A 16,297-nucleotide genomic window follows, 5' to 3' on the forward strand; every position below is an offset into this window, starting at 1 on the left:
AAGTCTCGCCCTCCCCAGGAGCTGACAGTGAATCGCTGCCGCCCCACCTTGCTCGCAGCGCTCACGCTGACCGCCGCTGCGGCCTTGACACTGTCCGCGTGCGGAAGCGACGACGACAGTTCCGGCGACAACGACAAGATCGCGGGGGCGGACACCGGCAGCGATCCGTCGGTCTCGCCGAGCCCGTCCCGCTCGAACACTGGAGCAGCCGACCGACCCGAGGTGGAGCTTCCGGCAGACCTGAAACTGACCTTCGAAGGTACTGAGACCGGAGACCCTGTGAAGGACGCTGTACTTGCCGACAGCGCGGAGCGGATGCGTGGCCTAGACGCCGCGATCGCCGGAACGGACCCCGAGAGCAAGGCGATCGGCTTCTACAACACAGGTAAGGCACTGGAAGCAGCCGTGTCGTGGGTCGGGCAGTTCGAACAGGCCAATGCCACTGTGACCGGTGAGGTTCGGTACTTCGATCGGAAGGTGACGCTCAAGGACAAGTCCTCTGCGGTCCTCACGTTCTGCGCGGATGAGAGCAAGGGCTTCAGCAAGGACAAGAAGACCGGCAAGGTCGCCAAGACGCCTGTCACAAAGAACAGCTACGTCCTGTACAACACCCGGCTCGACAAAAACGCCGACGGTGTCTGGCAGGCATCGCAAATCATCTCTACGAGGGGGGCGGCCCAGTGCCAGCCGTAGTGAGGGTGTCGGTGTGCGCGGCCGTGTTGGCGGGTGTCACGGTACTGGCCTCAGGCTCGACGGCTTGGGCCGACATCGTGCCGGGTGGCGAGGGCACGGGGTCTGAGACACAGGTGAGTGGAGGCAAGGAGAACCACGCGGTTTCGGCGACCGCCGGTGCTGTCGTTTGCGAGCGTTCCAAGAATGGCTCGGGAGAGTCCGTCGGCCCCGTGGCTGCTGCGACGGACTGGACGCCACCCGCTTGCTACTACGCGCCGAAGTACACCCCGGAGCAGCTCCGGAAGGTCAAGGAACCTGTCTGGGAGGCCGGGTCGACGGGCTACCAGTGGGATGCAGAGCAGCGCGACAAGTACGTGAACGGGCATCCGTACAAGGACTTCAACAAGGAGAAGGCCGGCGAGGGTTACTGGTGGGACTCCTATGTCGCCGTCGGACGGGAAGGTGACCCGGGGGCGCTCGACTGCACGAAGGAAACCTTCTGGGTGGACACCGGTGACGACCCCCCGGCGGACATTCCCGAGGCGATCACGCCGGAGGTTCTTGCCCAGCTCGCCTACGCCGAGATCCGCGTACCCACCACCGAGGTGGACCTGGCGCCCGAAGAAGCGACGAAGGTGAACCTCCCGACGTGGGCCTGGCTCGACGCGGCGACGTTCAAGCCCGTGTCGGTGACGGCTTCCGTGCCTCTCTTGGGAGTCGAGGCGACCACCACGGCGGAGCCGGTGTCGGTGAAGATCGACCCGGGTACGGCGGACGCCGAGACCTATCCGGCCGCCGGGGTGTGCGAGTTCGCGGACGGCAGCATCGGTGAGCCCTACGCGCAGGGAAAGGCCGACGAGACTCCGCCCTGCGGCGTGAAGTACCTCCGTTCGTCGGGCGATGGGTCGTACCAGCTCAAGGCCACGGTCACCTGGAAGATCCACTGGACGGGTACCGGCGTCGCGGGCGAGCAGTCGTTGCCCGAGGGTGACTTCGGCGGAGAGCAGGACGTCGTCGTCCAGGAGATTCAGGCCGTCAACCGCTGATCGGCGTCACCAGTCCTCCGTGCGGAATGTGATCCCCCGTAGAGGGGGCGGCAGCCGGACGCGCGCCACGAAAACCGGATGTCGTCGTTCCTCTCATCGGTGCAGGTGGACCGGTGAGAGGGGACGGGCACATGGCGGAGCGGCTTGCCGTTGACGGGGACGAACTCGGTCGGTTCATGAAGTCGCTGAAGGCGTCCTCGACTTCCCTCAGGGGTGTCCGGAAGGCCTTGTCGGACGCCACGATCGTCGGCCTCGGCACGGATGACCTCGACTCGGCGTGCGAGTCCTTCCAGAAGGACTGGAAGTACGGCTCCGAGGAGATCGGAAAGCAGACGGAGGACCTTGCCGACATCATCGGCAAGAGCAAGGACAGTTACCTCGAGGTCGACAAGGCGCTCGAGGCGGCGGTGCGGAAGTCGCGCGGGGCCGAAGCCGGCGGCGAGAAGTGACCGTCACGGCCGGCAACGACCAGTACGGTGCCGCTCTCGATCCGCGGTCGCGGGCCGATCTGGGGAAACCGCAGGGGCTCAAGTCGGCCCCGCCGATCCCGAACCCCGGGTATCCGCACCTCGGCTTCAATCCGGTGCCGGGGGACACGGAGAGCGTGCGGGGGCTGGAGAAGAAGCTCACTGGGTGCGCGAAGGTTCTCCAGGAGACGTACGACCTCGTCACCAAGCTTCTCGACGGCAGCTACTGGAAGGGCGACGCGGCCGTCGCCTTTCGCGAGCAACTCGACGGCGGCCCCTTGCCGCTGAACCTCAAGAACGCGGCGCACTCGATCCGCAAGGCTGCGAGGCAGTTGGACCGCTGGGAGGGCGAACTCGACGACTTCCAGCGGCGGGCCGGGAAGCTGGAGGCCGACGCGAAGGAGGCCCAGGCCGCGGTCGACCGCGCACAGGGGCGCGTGGACAAGGCGGGCGATGATCCCGGCCAGAAGGAAGGGGCCGATCACGACGCCGCGCAGAAGGCGCTCACGCGCGCGAACGGTGACCTGGAGGACGCCCGCGCCGAGCTGAAGAAGATCATCGGCAAGGCGAAGAGGCTGGCCGAGGAGCACGAGGAGAAGGCCGGGTACCGGGCGGGCAAGATTCGCGACGCCACGAAGAAGTTGGTGCCGCATGAGCCGGGGTGGTTCGACGAGGTACTCGACTGGCTGGGCGACAACCTGCCGGACATCCTCAGCTTCACGGCGGGGCTTATTGGGGTGGCGGCGCTTCTTCTGACTGGACCGCTGGGGTGGAGTATCGCGACGGGCGCCGCGCTCATGCTTACGGCTTCAGGGCTGAGTGCTGCAGCACTCCTGCTTCGGCTCAGCGATTCCGAGGTTCGCGCTTCACTCCTGGATGGCATTACCAAGGGTGAGTTCGATGCCGACTTCTGGAGCAATGCTGTCTCTGTGGGGGCGGATGCAGCAGGGGCGCTACCGGGTGTGGGAGCCGTAATCAAGGGCGGTGTCAAAGCTACCCGCACCATCCAGACAGGCGGTCACTCTCTTGATTTCTGGCAGAAGGCCGCCACGTACGGGTCGAAGTCCTTCGAGGAAGCTCAACTCATTGTCGGACTGGAGAATCAGTTGGTAGCGCGAGCCGTGCGTGGCTTCAGTGACCCTGTGAAAGCAGCAAGCGCCGTCGCTGTAAGTTCGGGTGTGACCGGGGTCGTCACTGGTGCTTACGGTCTGTACAACAAGGCGGTGGACGCAGAGGACGACGGCATCAAGGATGGAGCTGTCGCGGGCATTGATGGATCTCGCCTCATTCTCGACAACGGCGGAATCATTGGCCTCGTTCGGCACGTCTTCTGACGCTACGGAGAAGGAGCGAAGGACAGTGAACCCTGCCGTCTGCCCCACCGCGTGGGACCACGGTCGCACTCGACGGGCCTGGGCCTGTCACGTGGCCCTGAATGTCATGGGAGGTATCGGGTGGGCCGCCTGCTGGGTGCTTCTACTGGCTATGTCTACGTACACATCTCAATGGGCCGTATGGGTTTGCATGCCGTACTTTCTCTATGGCCCGTACCGGGTAGCCGCTCATGCGAAGATTGTCCTGACGGCATTTCTGATGAGGCGAATCCTTCGCACGTATCCCTGGCAAATCATGCACGATATTCCGCGAGGGATTATCGATCGTCCTGAGGTGGCTAGTAGTCAGTACGGTTGGTTCGAGTTTACCAACCCAGCCCGCCGGGACCATCGGCTGCCGCTTGTTTTCTCCTCCCATCTCGGCACGCTGTGGTGGGCGAGGCGTATGACTCCACGAGCCAAGCCCGATTTGAGAGCCCAGATCGAAACGGTCTGGTTTGCTGGTGACCCCCGTTTCATTGGAGTTGTTGCGGTGCCTACCCGGAAGGCTACGGCGCCTCGGCATATGCATGTCATTGAGCAGCGAATCGGGGAACGGAGTGGGCAAAGCTTCACTGACTGGTGTGCGACTCCTGACGACATCGAACGCGGCCGACGCGCAGGGGTTCGCCCCGTCCAACTCTGAGTTGAAGTGAGAGAAGTGTTGTGAGTACCCCAGCGATTCTGCTCCACGAGTCTGTTGATGATCCTGATGCAGAACTGTGGTTCGCCGAACCAGCCGGCTTCGTGTCGCTGCCGTTCGATGCGTTGCTTGCCCAACCTGGTTCTTCAGAGGCCGAAACGATGCGCGAGGCCTTCGCCCCGTTGCTCGCGGCGGCGCCCAGTGAAGTAGTGCGTCAGCGGGTTGTCGCGCAACTCGCCCAGGGGCAGCAGGTGCTTGGGGTACTGCGTGGTTTCGGCACGGTGCACTGCTCGGTCGGTCTGCATCGCGACGACATCGATGCGACGAGTGCACACCTGCTGTCCCTCTTCACCATCTCCTGGCGCGACACGAACGTCGCTCCACGTGGCGTCACCGCGGCCCGCGCCGCCACGCCGGCCAAGGGGCACACGCAGATCGCCTTCGAGGAGCTTCCCTGCGGCCCCGCGGTCCTCAGCGAGACCACCTTGCGTTTCGCCGCTGAGAGTGGGATGCCCCAGCTACCCCTCCTCCAGATCCATGCCCACCTTCCCCACCCCGACTGCAAGCGGATGGCCGTGTTCACGTTGAGTACTACGGCGGTGGCGCGTCGGGTGGAGTACCGGGCGATGGTGCGGCAGGTCGTCCGGACGGTGTGTTTTGAGGACCCTCTGGGGGCGGCGTCGTAATGGTGTTGTCCGGCGGGCCGGGGTGCGGGTAGGAAGAGGCCATGACTGGACTCGGCGCCGTGTTTCGTCCACAGCTTGCCCCCGAGCGGCTGCGTGCCGTGGCTCGGGTTGCCGATGAGGTGGGGCTCGAGGAGTTGTGGTTGTGGGAGGACTGCTTCCGGGAGGGCGGGATCTCCACCGCCGCCGCTGCCCTCGCGTGGACGGAGCGGGTGCGGGTCGGGGTCGGGCTGTTGCCCGTGCCGTTGCGGAACGTGGCCCTCACCGCGATGGAGGCCGCCACGCTGGACCGGATGTTCCCCGGCCGAGCCGTCCTCGGGGTGGGGCACGGGGTGCAGGACTGGATGGGGCAGGTCGGGGCGCGGGTCGAGTCGCCCGTCACGCTGTTGCGGGAGTATCTGGTGTCGCTGCGGGCTTTGCTGGGCGGGGAGCGCGTGACGACCGAGGGGCGCTACGTCCGGCTCGACGGCGTCGCGCTCGACTGGCCGCCGGAGCAGGCCGTCGAGGTGTTCGCCGGCGCCACCGGACCCCGTTCGCTGCGGCTGACCGGTGAGGTCGCCGACGGGACCGTTCTCACCGCGAACACTCCGCCCGACGGGGTGCGCCATGCCCGGCGGCTCATCGACGAAGGGCGCGCGGCGGCCAGGCGGACCGGGGCGCACAAGGTCGTCGTGTATCTCCTTGCCGCCACCGGGGCGGGCGCCCGTGAACGCCTTCGGGCCGAGCTGGTCGCCGAAGGTGTCGGGGCCGTGTCCGATCTCGGGGTCGCCGGGGACGCGGGGGCCGTCGCTGAGGCCGTGCGGCGGTTGGCCGACGCCGGGGCCGACACCGTGATTCTCCAGCCGACCGGCGACGAGCCCGATCCGGAGGGGTTCGTGCGGTTCGCCGCCGAGCAGGTCCGGCCCCTGGTAGTGGCCTGACTCGAGCCACTTCTCCAAGTTCGTTCGTCGTCCATTTCCTTGGATCGGATCCGCCCCCATGGCGCAGGCTCGCCCCAACCCCAACCCCAACCCCAACCCCAACCCCAAGCCCAGTTCCCGTTCCTTCGACGACCTCGTGGACGAAGGCGCCTCCGTTCCCACCGAAGGGTGGGACTTCTCCTGGTTCGAGGGGCGGGCCACCGAGGCGCGGCCGTCGTGGGGGTACGCGCGGTCCATGGCGGGGCGGCTGGGCGAAGCCACGGCTGTACTGGACGTGCAGACCGGGGGAGGGGAGGTGCTGGAGTTCGCCCTCGATGCCGCCGGTCCTCAGCGATCCCCTCTCGTCGTCGCCACCGAGGGCTGGGCGCCCAACGTCGACAAGGCCACCGGGCTGCTGCGCCGGCACGGCGTGCCGGTGGTCGCCTCGGCCGACGACGCGCCGCTTCCCTTCGCGGACGGCGCCTTCGACCTGGTCGTCAGCCGGCATCCGGTCGAGCCGCACTGGGGCGAGGTCGCCCGTGTGCTCGCGCCCGGCGGCACGTACTTCGCCCAGCACGTCGGGCCGGCCAGCGTCTTCGAGCTCATCGAGTACTTTCTCGGGCCGCTGCCGGAAACCAGTCACCACCAGCGGCATCCCGGGCGTGAGCGTGCCGACGCCGAAGCCGCCGGGCTCGAGGTCGTGGACCTGCGGGCGGAGCGGCTGCGGATGGAGTTCCGTGACGTCGGCGCCGTCGTCCATTTTCTGCGCAAGGTGGTGTGGATGGTTCCCGGGTTCACCGTCGAGGCGTACCGGGACCGGCTGCGTGCACTGCACGAGCGCATCGAGGCCGACGGACCCTTCGTCGCCCACAGCTCCCGTCACCTCTTCGACGTGCGTAAGCCCAAAGCCAAGCCCGAAGCCAAGCCCGACGCCAAGTCGGACCTCAAGCCATAACACCGTCGAGCGGCGTGCCCCTCACGCGTGCGCCCCCACCGTCACCTCCCCGATCACCAGCTCCGCCTCCGCCTCCAGTACGTCCCCCACCCGTTCCGCCCACGCCGTCAGTTCCCGTTCCTGCCGTGTCGTCAGGCGTCCCAGGGGCTCGGCCGTGACGGTCGTACGCCTGCCCCGGCGTCGCTGGTGCCAGACGCCCGCCACGACCCCGTCCACCAGGAGTACGGGGAAGTTGCCCGCCTGCCCGCCCGCCAGCGCCCGCTGGTAGGCGGCCCCCGGGAAGAGCAGCTCCCGAGGTTGCGCGGCGATGACGTACGCGTCGAAGTACGGCAGCAACCGCACCCCGCGCGTCAGCTCGTCCCGTTCCTGGCCGTCCGGGAAGTCGGTGTCGCCGGCCACCACCCACGCCGGCGTGCCCTCGAAGCGGACCTCCTCGATCTCGCCCGCGGCGGCCAGCTCGGCGTAGCGGGCCCTCGCCCAGCCGGGCGGGGCGGCCAGCCAGCGGGCGAAGTGCTGGGGTGTCGCGGGTCCGTAGGCGTGCAGGTAACGGCGTACGAGGAGCCGCGTCGCCTCCTCGGGCGGCAGCGGGGTGAAGTGGGGCGGGCGGGTGTACGTCACCTTGCGGCCGCGGTTCGGGCCGAAGGAGAGGGCGCCGCACTGGCCGGCCCGGTGGAGTACCTGTCGCCAGCGCGGCCACATGGTCTGGAACGCCGGCATCACCGGGTCGCCGGCCCAGGGACCGGTGCGGGCGACGACCTCCTCCCCGAGTTCGTCGATGGTCAGGAACGTGCCGTCGAGCGCGTCGCCGATGGCCGACACGACCTGCTCGGCCCGTTCTTCCGTGAGGCGTACGTCGGCCGGGAAGGCGGAGGTGCCGGTGGGGATCGCGGGCAGTGCGGCGCACCACATCGGCAGGTCGGAGGCCGGGAGCAGGTGCACCGTCCCGCGCGGGCCGTGCGTCTTCACCAGCGAGGGCGGTGGGGCTGCCGGGACCGGGGCCGCGGCAGCCCCGGTGGACGCGGTGGGCGCTGCGGGCGAAGCGGTCGGCCACAGGGCGCCGCGTACGTCCGCGCGGGTCACGCCGTCGGCCCGCAGGCCGACCGAGAGCTCGGCCGCCGACAGTACCTGGGCGTGGACGCCGAGCATCGCGGCGGCCACGTCGGCGACGGGCGTGCCCGTTCGGGCGGACATGGCCAGGAACTGTCGTTCGAAGCGTCGTGCGCTCGCCGCGGCCCAAGTGATCCCCGTTGTCCTCGTCATGAGATGACGTTAGGAGAGCAGTAGGTCAGATCAGGTCCTATTCATTGCCGGAGAGGGGATCTTCCGGGCGTAAGTGGCGCACCTTCGCAAATATTCGCGCGGGCGATGGCAGGGTGCGGAATCGCCCGGCAATCCTCACAGGGTTTCCACATCGTTATTCACCGTTGTCCTCTTCGGGTCGAACCAGCCCGCCTGGTCGCGTAAGTTCGGAGCCAGGTAATTCGCGTGAGCAAAGCTGCGCGTGCGGCACCGCGCAGCGGAGGGGGCTGCGCGGTGCCGGGTCAAGTGAGGGTGCGATGTCGGCGTCACTCGGATGGGGGAAGCGGGTTCGGCCGAGAGCCGGTCGCGAGTCCGGGAATCCGCTGTGATTTGGCCATGATTCAGGGCGGAATGAGGGCTTCCGTGGTCATCCGGGCGTTGCCGGACGACTTCGGAGAGTAGTTGTGGCACGCCGATGCACGCAGCATCACTTACAAAGGGTTATGGTGGAAACCCCCCCTCGGGCCGGTCCGTATCCCCCCCCCACGGACCGGCCCGTTTTTTCTGCCCGCTCGCGGACGCTCCCGCGCCGCAGCCTCCCGCGGTACGCCCGTAACGAGGAGTTCACCGGTGCGCCGTCCTGTGTCGTGGCATGGCGGCGCTTGTTCGAGGGCATAAGCCAAGCAGGTCGATGCCCGAACCACGGGTGTCGGATCTCAGCGGACGGCACGGAGCCGTCCGCCCGGGAGGCCCTTTGCACCAGCCCCACCGTGCGGTCACGGCACGGAAGACGCGGCGGAGGACCGGTCCACGGCCCGCGCCAGTGCAGGGCGGCCCCAGGGGCCTGTCTGACCCTTCCCGTCCGGCAGGCCGCAGACCGGTCGGCTCGTTACCGCCCTCCCGGCCCAGCGTCCACTCCGTCGCTCCCCGACCTCTTCCGAGGGGGTACGTCCTTCCGTGGTGACCAGCACAAAGCGCCACAAGCCCGATAGGCGCACCTACGTTCTCGACACCAGCGTCCTGCTGGCCGACCCGAACGCTCTGAACCGCTTCGACGAGCACGAGGTCGTGCTCCCGATCGTCGTGGTGACGGAGCTGGAGGCCAAACGGCACCATCCCGAACTCGGCTACTTCGCCCGGCAGGCCCTGCGCCTGCTAGACGAGTTCCGGGTACGGCACGGTCGCCTCGACGCCCCCATTCCGATCGGGGATCTCGGCGGGACCGTCCGTGTCGAGCTCAACCACTCGGACCCCAGCGTGCTGCCCAGCGGCTACCGCCTGGGGGACAACGACTCCCGCATCCTCGCGGTCGCCCGCAATCTGCAGGCGGAGGGATTCGACGTCACCGTCGTATCGAAGGACCTCCCGCTGCGGATCAAGGCGTCCTCCGTCGGCCTCCTCGCCGAGGAGTACCGCGCCGAGCTGGCCATCACGGACGCCTCCGGCTGGACCGGAATGTCCGAACTCACCCTGCCGGGTGAGCAGGTGGACGTGCTCTTCGAGGAGGGCCGGATCTACGTCCCCGAGGCCGCCGACCTGCCGGTGCACACCGGTCTGACCATCCAGTCGGAGCGCGGCAAGGCCCTCGGCCGGGTCACGCCCGACGGCAACGTCCGGCTGGTGCGCGGCGACCGGGAGGCGTTCGGCATCAAGGGCCGCAGCGCCGAGCAGCGGATCGCGCTCGACCTGCTCCTCGACCCGGACGTCGGCATCGTGTCGATGGGCGGCCGGGCCGGCACCGGCAAGTCGGCGCTGGCACTGTGCGCGGGGCTGGAGGCCGTGCTGGAACGCCGGCAGCACCAGAAGGTGATGGTCTTCCGGCCGCTGTACGCCGTGGGCGGGCAGGAGCTGGGCTATCTGCCGGGCTCCGAGGCGGAGAAGATGAGCCCCTGGGCGCAGGCGGTCTTCGACACCCTGTCGGCGGTCACCAGCCGGGAGGTCATCGAGGAGGTCACCGCCCGCGGCATGCTGGAGGTCCTTCCGCTCACCCACATCCGCGGCCGTTCGCTGCACGACGCGTTCGTGATCGTGGACGAGGCCCAGTCGCTCGAGCGGAACGTCCTGTTGACCGTGCTGTCCCGGATCGGGGCCAATTCACGGGTCGTACTCACCCATGACGTGGCACAGCGGGACAATCTGCGGGTGGGCAGGTACGACGGAGTGGTCGCTGTCGTCGAGAAGCTGAAGGGGCATCCGCTCTTCGCGCACGTCACCCTGACGCGCTCCGAGCGGTCCCAGATCGCGGCCCTCGTGACCGAAATGCTGGAGGACGGCCACATCTGACCCGTCTGTGACCCGTCCGAGAACTCCGACCCGACAAGGGCCGGTTACCCGACAGTCGGCGCCGTCCGGAAAGGCCAAGAGCCTAGCCGGGCGGCGCCTCGGCGTGTGCGGGTTTCCGTGAATCCCCTGGACCAAACGGGATGTGAGCTTTCACACGCAACACAGAATTGCCTCACCCCGCAGGGTTACGGCAGAGTCTCAGTCCTGTCAGGCCCCGCATACGACGCATGTGTACCCCCAGCGGTACGGCACCACAGAAGCACCAGAGCCAACTCCATAGCCGAGTCGTATGCCGCCCGAGCACCACGCGGCGCTCCCCGCTGGGGAGTTGTCCACCGGGCCCGTGTCTCCCGTGACCCGTAGTTGGGGAGGCCAGTGCCAGGGGCACGATTGCGTCCGCGAGGGTCACCGAAGCGGGCGATGCTGGAAGGAAACCGTGTGAGCCGGATCTCGGTCCGGGGATTCGCAGTGGCCTCGGCCACGGCGGTCACCGCTGTCGGAAGCGTCGTCGGAGTTGCCTCGGGCAGCGTCGCGCAGAACAACGACGCGGAGGCCACTGCAGCAGGCACGACGCTGCTTGCGGACATCCCCATGGGCGAGCAGGCGCAGGTGCAGACCGCGTCCCTGACGCAGCAGGCCGACGTACAGGCCATCGCCGCGGACGCGAGCGCCAAGAAGGACGCCGAGGCGGCGGCCCGCAAGGCAGCGGCCGACACCGCCGTGGCCAAGCAGGAGAAGGCCAAGCAGGCGGCCGCGGAGGCCAAGAAGCGCGAGGCGGCGAAGCAAGCGGCCAGCCGCGACGCCCAGCGCGACTCCACCAGCTTCGCCGTCCAGAGCTCCTACAGCACCGGCCAGATCCAGGCGATGGCCCGTCAGATGGTGCCCAGCGGCCAGTTCCAGTGCTTCAGCAACATCGTGGACCACGAGTCCAGCTGGAACTACCAGGCCGTCAACGCCTCCTCCGGCGCCTACGGCCTCTTCCAGGCGCTGCCGGCCGGCAAGTACGCCTCGGCGGGCGCCGACTGGCGGACCAACCCGGCCACCCAGATCAAGTGGGGCCTCAGCTACATGGACAACCGCTACGGCAGCCCGTGCGAGGCCTGGGGCTTCTGGCAGGCCAACCACTGGTACTGAGCCCGCCGTCCGCCCGGCGCGGTCCACCGCTCAACCTCGCGAAGCCCCTCACCGTCCTACGGTGAGGGGCTTTCGTGCTCCCGCCATGTACGGTCGGACCCGAAACGGCTCCAGGGGGGAGTGGTGGGGAAAGACGGGGGAAGAGGACGGATCATGTCGCGAGTGCCAGGGTGGCTCGGCCGGCTCGGCGCCGGACTGACGCAGATGAGCGAGCGGTTGGACCAGCGTCGCGAAGCGGCGCGGCGGGACGACGCCGACGACGGACCGACGCCGCCCTCCGACCACGTGCCGCGGGCCCTGGAGGACACGGGCACGGACACGGCACCTGAACACGCCTCCGCGCAGCAGCACCCGGTCGCGGTCCACAACCGCCCCGACCCGGCACAGGCCGTGCCCTGGGGAGTACGGGTCGCCGCGGAGGCCGGATGGCGGCTGCTGGTGCTCGCGGGCACCGTGTGGGTGCTCATGCGGGTCATCAGCGCCGTACAGCTGGTGGTGCTGGCGTTCGTGGCCGCGCTGCTGATCACGGCGCTGCTCCAGCCGACCGTGGCCTGGCTGCGCCGGCACGGGGTGCCGCGGGGACCGGCCACCGCCCTGACCGCGATCCTCGGGTTCGTGGTGATGGGGCTGATCGGCTGGTTCGTCACCTGGCAGGTCATGGAGAACATCGACAATCTCTCCGACCAGGTCCAGGACGGCATCGACGAGCTGCGCAACTGGCTGCTCAACAGCCCCTTCCACGTCACCGACAAGCAGATCAACGAGATCGCCAAGAGCCTGCGCGACGCGGTCGGCGCCAACACCGACCAGATAACGTCCGCCGGCCTCGAAGGCGTCACGGTCGTCGTCGAGGCGCTCACCGGCATCCTGCTGGCCGCCTTCTCCACGCTCTTCCTGCTCTACGACGGCAAGCGCATCTGGCAGTGGTCGCTGAAGCTGGTGCCGGCGGCCGCCCGGCCGGGCGTGGCCGGTGCGGGCCCGCGCGCGTGGCGGACGCTGACCGCCTATGTGCGCGGCACGGTGATAGTCGCGCTGATCGACGCCATCTTCATCGGCCTCGGCATCTACTTCCTGGACGTGCCGATGGCCGTCCCGCTGGCCGTGTTCATCTTCCTGTTCGCCTTCATCCCGCTCGTCGGCGCGGTCGTGTCGGGCGCGCTCGCGGTGGTCGTGGCACTGGTGACGCAGGGCATGTTCGCGGCGGTCATGACGCTCGTGGTGGTGCTGGTGGTGCAGCAGATCGAGGGCCACATCCTGCAACCGTTCATCCTGGGGCGCGCGGTGCGGGTCCATCCGCTGGCGGTGGTGCTGTCGGTGGCCGCCGGCGGCATGGTGGCCGGCATCGGCGGCGCGGTTGTCGCCGTACCGCTGGTGGCGGTGACCAACACCGTCGTGGGCTATCTGCGGGCGTACTCCCGCGAGGCCGCCGTACGGCATACGCCGAGGCCGCACGGTGCCACGTCCACGGACGCCTCACCGGCGATCGATCCGCCGCCGGAGCCGCCCCGGCCGCCGGAGGCCGATCCGCCGTCCGACACCTCCCCGGCGTGACGACGCGAAGGGCCCCGCTCACCTCTCGGTGGGCGGGGCCCTTCGCGTCGTGTGAACGGGAGTCGCCTACTCGGCGGCCAGGACCGCCTCGGCGTCCAGCGTGACGCCGACGGCCTCGACCACGGCGGCGATCTTGAACGCCTCCTGGACGGTCTCGCGGTCGACACCGGCCTTGCGGAGCACCTGCTCGTGCGAGTCCAGGCACATGCCGCAGCCGTTGACGGCGGACACCGCGAAGGACCACAGCTCGAAGTCGACCTTGTCGACGCCCGGGTTGCCGATGACGTTCATCCGCAGGCCGGCGCGCAGGGTGCCGTACTCGTGGTCCGACAGCAGGTGCCGGGTGCGGTAGAAGACGTTGTTCATCGCCATGACGGCGGCGGCCGACTTGGCGGCCTTGTACGCCTCGGGTGTGAGGTTGGCCTTCGCCTCGGGCTCCAGTTCGCGCAGCACGATGGGGGAGCGGGAGGCGATGGCGGTCGCCAGCACGGTGCCCCACAGCTGCTGGGCCGGGAGGTCGGAGTTGCCGATGACCGAGCCCAGGTTGAGCTTCAGGTCCTTGGCGTAGTCCGGTACGGCGGACTTCAGGGAGTCGAGGGACATGTCAGCTCACTCTCCCGAGAGCAGCGCGACCGGGTCGAGGGTCTCGTCGCCCTTGCTCCAGTTGCACGGGCAGAGCTCGTCGGTCTGCAGGGCGTCGAGGACCCGCAGGACCTCCTTGGGGTTACGGCCGACCGAGCCTGCGGTCACCATGGTGAACTGGATCTCGTTGTTCTGGTCCACGATGAACACGGCGCGCTTGGCGAAGCCGTCCTCGCCCTCGATGCCGAGGTCGCGCATCAGCTCGTGCCGGGAGTCCGCCATCATCGGGAACGGCAGGTCGGTCAGGTCGGGGTGGTCCTTGCGCCACGCGTGGTGGACGAACTCGGAGTCGCCGGAGAAGCCGAGGACCTGGGCGTCACGGTCGGCGAACTCGTCGTTCAGCTTGCCGAAGGCGGCGATCTCGGTCGGGCACACGAAGGTGAAGTCCTTGGGCCATGCGAAGACGACCTTCCACTGACCCTCGTAGGTCTTGTGGTTGATCTGCTCGAACTCCTTGCCCTTCTCCAGCGAGACACAGGCGGTCAGATCGAACTCGGGGAACTTGTCACCGACAGTGAGCACGCGCTCTCCAAAAAGTGCAGCGAGGAAACACCCGGATTGCGGGCGTTTCCCACGGGTTGGACGTTAATGATGTTGGCACAGGGTGCATTGATTAGTGAAATAGCTACACTCGGTCGAGTTGATCGGAGGTGGCTATTAGTGACAGGTAGGAAGAGGCAGCCCAGCCTCGCCCAGCTGCGGGCTTTCGACGCGGTCGCCGAGCATCTGCATTTCCGCGATGCCGCAGCCGCGATCGGGATGAGCCAGCCGGCGCTCTCGGGCGCCGTTTCCGCCCTGGAGGAGGCACTGGGTGTCACCCTCCTGGAGCGTACGACGCGCAAGGTGCTGCTCTCGCCGGCCGGTGCACGGCTCGCGGTGCGGACCAAGGCGGTACTGGCGGAGGTGGGCGCGCTGCTGGAGGAGGCGGAGGCGGTACGGGCGCCGTTCACCGGGGCGCTGCGGCTCGGGGTCATCCCGACGGTGGCGCCGTACCTGCTGCCCAGCGTGCTGCGCCTGGTCCACGACCGCTATCCGGACCTGGACCTCCAGGTCCACGAGGAGCAGACCGCGAGCCTCCTCGACGGCCTCACGAGCGGCCGCCTGGACCTGCTCCTGCTGGCGGTGCCTCTGGGCGTGCATGGAGTGACGGAACTCCCGCTCTTCGACGAGGACTTCGTCCTCGTCACCCCGCTCGACCACCGGCTCGGCGGCCGGGAGGGCCTCTCGCGTACGGTGCTGCGCGAGCTGAAGCTGCTGCTGCTCGACGAGGGGCACTGCCTGCGCGACCAGGCGCTCGACATCTGCCGGGAGGCGGGCCGCGCGGGTGTTCCGGCGACGACCACGGCCGCCGGGCTGTCGACGCTGGTGCAGTTGGTCGCCGGCGGCCTCGGCGTGACGCTGCTGCCGCGCACCGCGGTCCGCGTGGAGACCTCCCGCTCCAGCCAACTCCTCACCGCTTCCTTCGCCGACCCGGCCCCCACCCGCCGCATCGCCCTCGCCATGCGCACGGGCGCGGCCCGCTCGGCCGAGTACGAGGAACTGGCCTCTGCTCTGCGAGAGGCGATGCGGGACCTCCCGGTCCGCACCATCCCCGACTGACCGCCCCGTCACGCCGGGCCCGGGCCGGACCGCCCTGTCACGCCGGGCCCGGGCCGGACCGTCCTGTCACGCCGGGCCCGGGCCGGAGCGTCCGGGCTGCCGGGGCCCGGGCCCGGTCCCCGGGCTCACGCCCCCGGGCCCGTGCCCCGCCCCGGCTTTCGGGCCTCGGTGCCCCCGGCCTTCGGGTCGCCGCCTGCGGTCTCCGAGCGCCGGTCCCGGCGTCCGAGCGTCGGCCCCCGGCCTTCGTGCCCCCGGCTTTCGGGTTCCCCGGCCTCCGTGCCCCCGGCCTTCGGGCTCCCCGGCCCCCGGCCTTCGGCCCACGGCCTCCGTGCCGCCGGCTTTTGGGTCGCCGCCTGCGGTCTCCGAGCGTCGGCCCCGGCCTGCGGCGTCCGGTTCAAGGCGTGTGGGGTCCCTTGCCACCGCATGGCCCGGGGCGCCCCGGCCTCCGAGTCGCCGGCTTCCGGGTTCCCCGGCCTCCGTGCCCCCGGCCTTCGGGCTCCCCGGCCCCCGGCCTTCGGCCCACGGCCTCCGTGCCGCCGGCTTTTGGGTCGCCGCCTGCGGTCTCCGAGCGTCGGCCCCGGCCTGCGGCGTCCGGTTCAAGGCGTGTGGGGTCCCTTGCCACCGCATGGCCCGGGGCGCCCCGGCCTCCGAGTCGCCGGCTTCCGGGTTCCCCGGCCTCCGTGCCCCCGGCCTTCGGGCTCCCCGGCCCCCGGCCTTCGGCCCACGGCCTCCGTGCCGCCGGCTTTTGGGTCGCCGCCTGCGGTCTCCGAGCGTCGGCCCCGGTCTGCGGCGTCCGGTTCAAGGCGCGTGGGGTCCCTTGCCACCGCTTGGCCCGGGGCGCCCCGACCTCCGAGCCGCCGGCTTCCGGGTCCCCGGATCCCTGCTCCAAGTCCCTGGCCTCCGGGCTTCCGGGTTCCTGGTCTCCGGCCTCATCTCCGGGTCCCTGATCTTCGGGCCCGGCCTCGGGTTTCCGGGCCTCCCGCCCCCGGCCTCCCCGCCACCTGCCCCGGTCTCCGTCCGTACGTGCCCCCCACGCGTCTCCGCCCGGCCGGGGTGAGGGACCGGCCCTGTGGGCGGTGGTCCGGTGCCTCGGTCGGGCGGAGAGGGTGGA

At 69.4% G+C, this 16,297-nt stretch carries 14 protein-coding genes; 11 read left to right on the top strand and 3 right to left on the bottom strand.

The window, feature by feature from the left end; genetic code table 11:
* Window positions 1-27: 27 nt before the first annotated feature.
* From ACGH7X_RS25050 to ACGH7X_RS25080, 7 genes are all read left to right on the top strand, one after another.
* Entirely contained in the window at window positions 28-693 is a 666-nt protein-coding gene (locus ACGH7X_RS25050; RefSeq protein ID WP_399888141.1) for a hypothetical protein, read from the top strand.
* On the top strand, window positions 681-1,718 hold the full coding sequence (locus ACGH7X_RS25055; RefSeq protein ID WP_399888143.1) for a hypothetical protein: 1,038 nt from the start codon (window positions 681-683) through the stop codon (window positions 1,716-1,718). The genes ACGH7X_RS25050 and ACGH7X_RS25055 overlap by 13 nt, the downstream gene beginning before the upstream one ends.
* A 131-nt stretch (window positions 1,719-1,849) precedes the next feature.
* Window positions 1,850-2,167: a hypothetical protein gene (locus ACGH7X_RS25060; RefSeq protein WP_399888145.1), complete on the top strand. Its 318-nt coding sequence runs from the start codon at window positions 1,850-1,852 to the stop codon at window positions 2,165-2,167.
* Window positions 2,164-3,519 (top strand): putative T7SS-secreted protein, encoded by a 1,356-nt coding sequence (locus ACGH7X_RS25065; RefSeq protein WP_399888147.1) that lies wholly within the window; start codon window positions 2,164-2,166, stop codon window positions 3,517-3,519. Before ACGH7X_RS25060 ends, ACGH7X_RS25065 begins: the two co-directional genes overlap by 4 nt.
* A gap of 705 nt (window positions 3,520-4,224) precedes the next feature.
* On the top strand, window positions 4,225-4,887 hold the full coding sequence (locus ACGH7X_RS25070) for a hypothetical protein (RefSeq protein ID WP_399888149.1): 663 nt from the start codon (window positions 4,225-4,227) through the stop codon (window positions 4,885-4,887).
* 41 nt (window positions 4,888-4,928) lie between these two features.
* On the top strand, window positions 4,929-5,804 hold the full coding sequence (locus tag ACGH7X_RS25075; RefSeq protein ID WP_399888151.1) for an LLM class flavin-dependent oxidoreductase: 876 nt from the start codon (window positions 4,929-4,931) through the stop codon (window positions 5,802-5,804).
* 58 nt (window positions 5,805-5,862) lie between these two features.
* The gene (locus ACGH7X_RS25080; RefSeq protein ID WP_399888153.1) at window positions 5,863-6,738 is read left to right on the top strand and encodes a class I SAM-dependent methyltransferase; all 876 of its coding nucleotides are present in this window, start codon (window positions 5,863-5,865) and stop codon (window positions 6,736-6,738) included.
* Between the two features lie 21 nt (window positions 6,739-6,759).
* Here the strand turns inward: ACGH7X_RS25080 and ACGH7X_RS25085 are convergent, their stop codons facing one another.
* Window positions 6,760-7,998, bottom strand: a complete 1,239-nt coding sequence (locus ACGH7X_RS25085; RefSeq protein WP_399888155.1) for a winged helix DNA-binding domain-containing protein — start codon at window positions 7,996-7,998, stop codon at window positions 6,760-6,762.
* A gap of 936 nt (window positions 7,999-8,934) precedes the next feature.
* Here ACGH7X_RS25085 and ACGH7X_RS25090 point away from each other — a divergent pair.
* The 3 genes from ACGH7X_RS25090 to ACGH7X_RS25100 all read left to right on the top strand — a co-directional run bounded on the left by ACGH7X_RS25090 (window position 8,935) and on the right by ACGH7X_RS25100 (window position 12,945).
* The gene (locus ACGH7X_RS25090; RefSeq protein WP_399888157.1) at window positions 8,935-10,260 is read left to right on the top strand and encodes a PhoH family protein; all 1,326 of its coding nucleotides are present in this window, start codon (window positions 8,935-8,937) and stop codon (window positions 10,258-10,260) included.
* 438 nt (window positions 10,261-10,698) lie between these two features.
* Complete coding sequence (locus tag ACGH7X_RS25095) at window positions 10,699-11,394, top strand: transglycosylase SLT domain-containing protein (RefSeq protein ID WP_399888159.1); 696 nt, start codon at window positions 10,699-10,701, stop codon at window positions 11,392-11,394.
* Between the two features lie 153 nt (window positions 11,395-11,547).
* Window positions 11,548-12,945, top strand: coding sequence for an AI-2E family transporter (locus ACGH7X_RS25100; protein ID WP_399888161.1), 1,398 nt, complete (start codon window positions 11,548-11,550; stop codon window positions 12,943-12,945).
* A gap of 66 nt (window positions 12,946-13,011) precedes the next feature.
* On the opposite strand, the gene ACGH7X_RS25105 is transcribed toward ACGH7X_RS25100, so the two are convergent.
* Complete coding sequence (locus tag ACGH7X_RS25105; RefSeq protein ID WP_399888163.1) at window positions 13,012-13,548, bottom strand: alkyl hydroperoxide reductase; 537 nt, start codon at window positions 13,546-13,548, stop codon at window positions 13,012-13,014.
* 6 nt (window positions 13,549-13,554) lie between these two features.
* Window positions 13,555-14,109, bottom strand: a complete 555-nt coding sequence (locus tag ACGH7X_RS25110) for a peroxiredoxin (RefSeq protein WP_399888165.1) — start codon at window positions 14,107-14,109, stop codon at window positions 13,555-13,557.
* Between the two features lie 138 nt (window positions 14,110-14,247).
* On the opposite strand from ACGH7X_RS25110, the gene ACGH7X_RS25115 reads away from it, so the two are divergent.
* Complete coding sequence (locus ACGH7X_RS25115; protein WP_399888167.1) at window positions 14,248-15,186, top strand: LysR substrate-binding domain-containing protein; 939 nt, start codon at window positions 14,248-14,250, stop codon at window positions 15,184-15,186.
* The last annotated feature ends 1,111 nt before the right edge of the window (window positions 15,187-16,297 follow it).

The sequence above is a fragment of the Streptomyces sp. BBFR51 genome, from assembly GCF_044591655.1.
Lineage (GTDB): Bacteria > Actinomycetota > Actinomycetes > Streptomycetales > Streptomycetaceae > Streptomyces.

Coding starts and splice junctions, on each gene's coding strand:
- ACGH7X_RS25105 (WP_399888163.1), bottom strand. CDS start 13,548: ATGTCCCTCGACTCCCTGAAGTCCGCCGTACCGGACTACGCCAAGGAC.
- ACGH7X_RS25060 (WP_399888145.1), top strand. CDS start 1,850: ATGGCGGAGCGGCTTGCCGTTGACGGGGACGAACTCGGTCGGTTCATG.
- ACGH7X_RS25085 (WP_399888155.1), bottom strand. CDS start 7,998: ATGACGAGGACAACGGGGATCACTTGGGCCGCGGCGAGCGCACGACGC.
- ACGH7X_RS25075 (WP_399888151.1), top strand. CDS start 4,929: ATGACTGGACTCGGCGCCGTGTTTCGTCCACAGCTTGCCCCCGAGCGG.
- ACGH7X_RS25100 (WP_399888161.1), top strand. CDS start 11,548: ATGTCGCGAGTGCCAGGGTGGCTCGGCCGGCTCGGCGCCGGACTGACG.
- ACGH7X_RS25080 (WP_399888153.1), top strand. CDS start 5,863: ATGGCGCAGGCTCGCCCCAACCCCAACCCCAACCCCAACCCCAACCCC.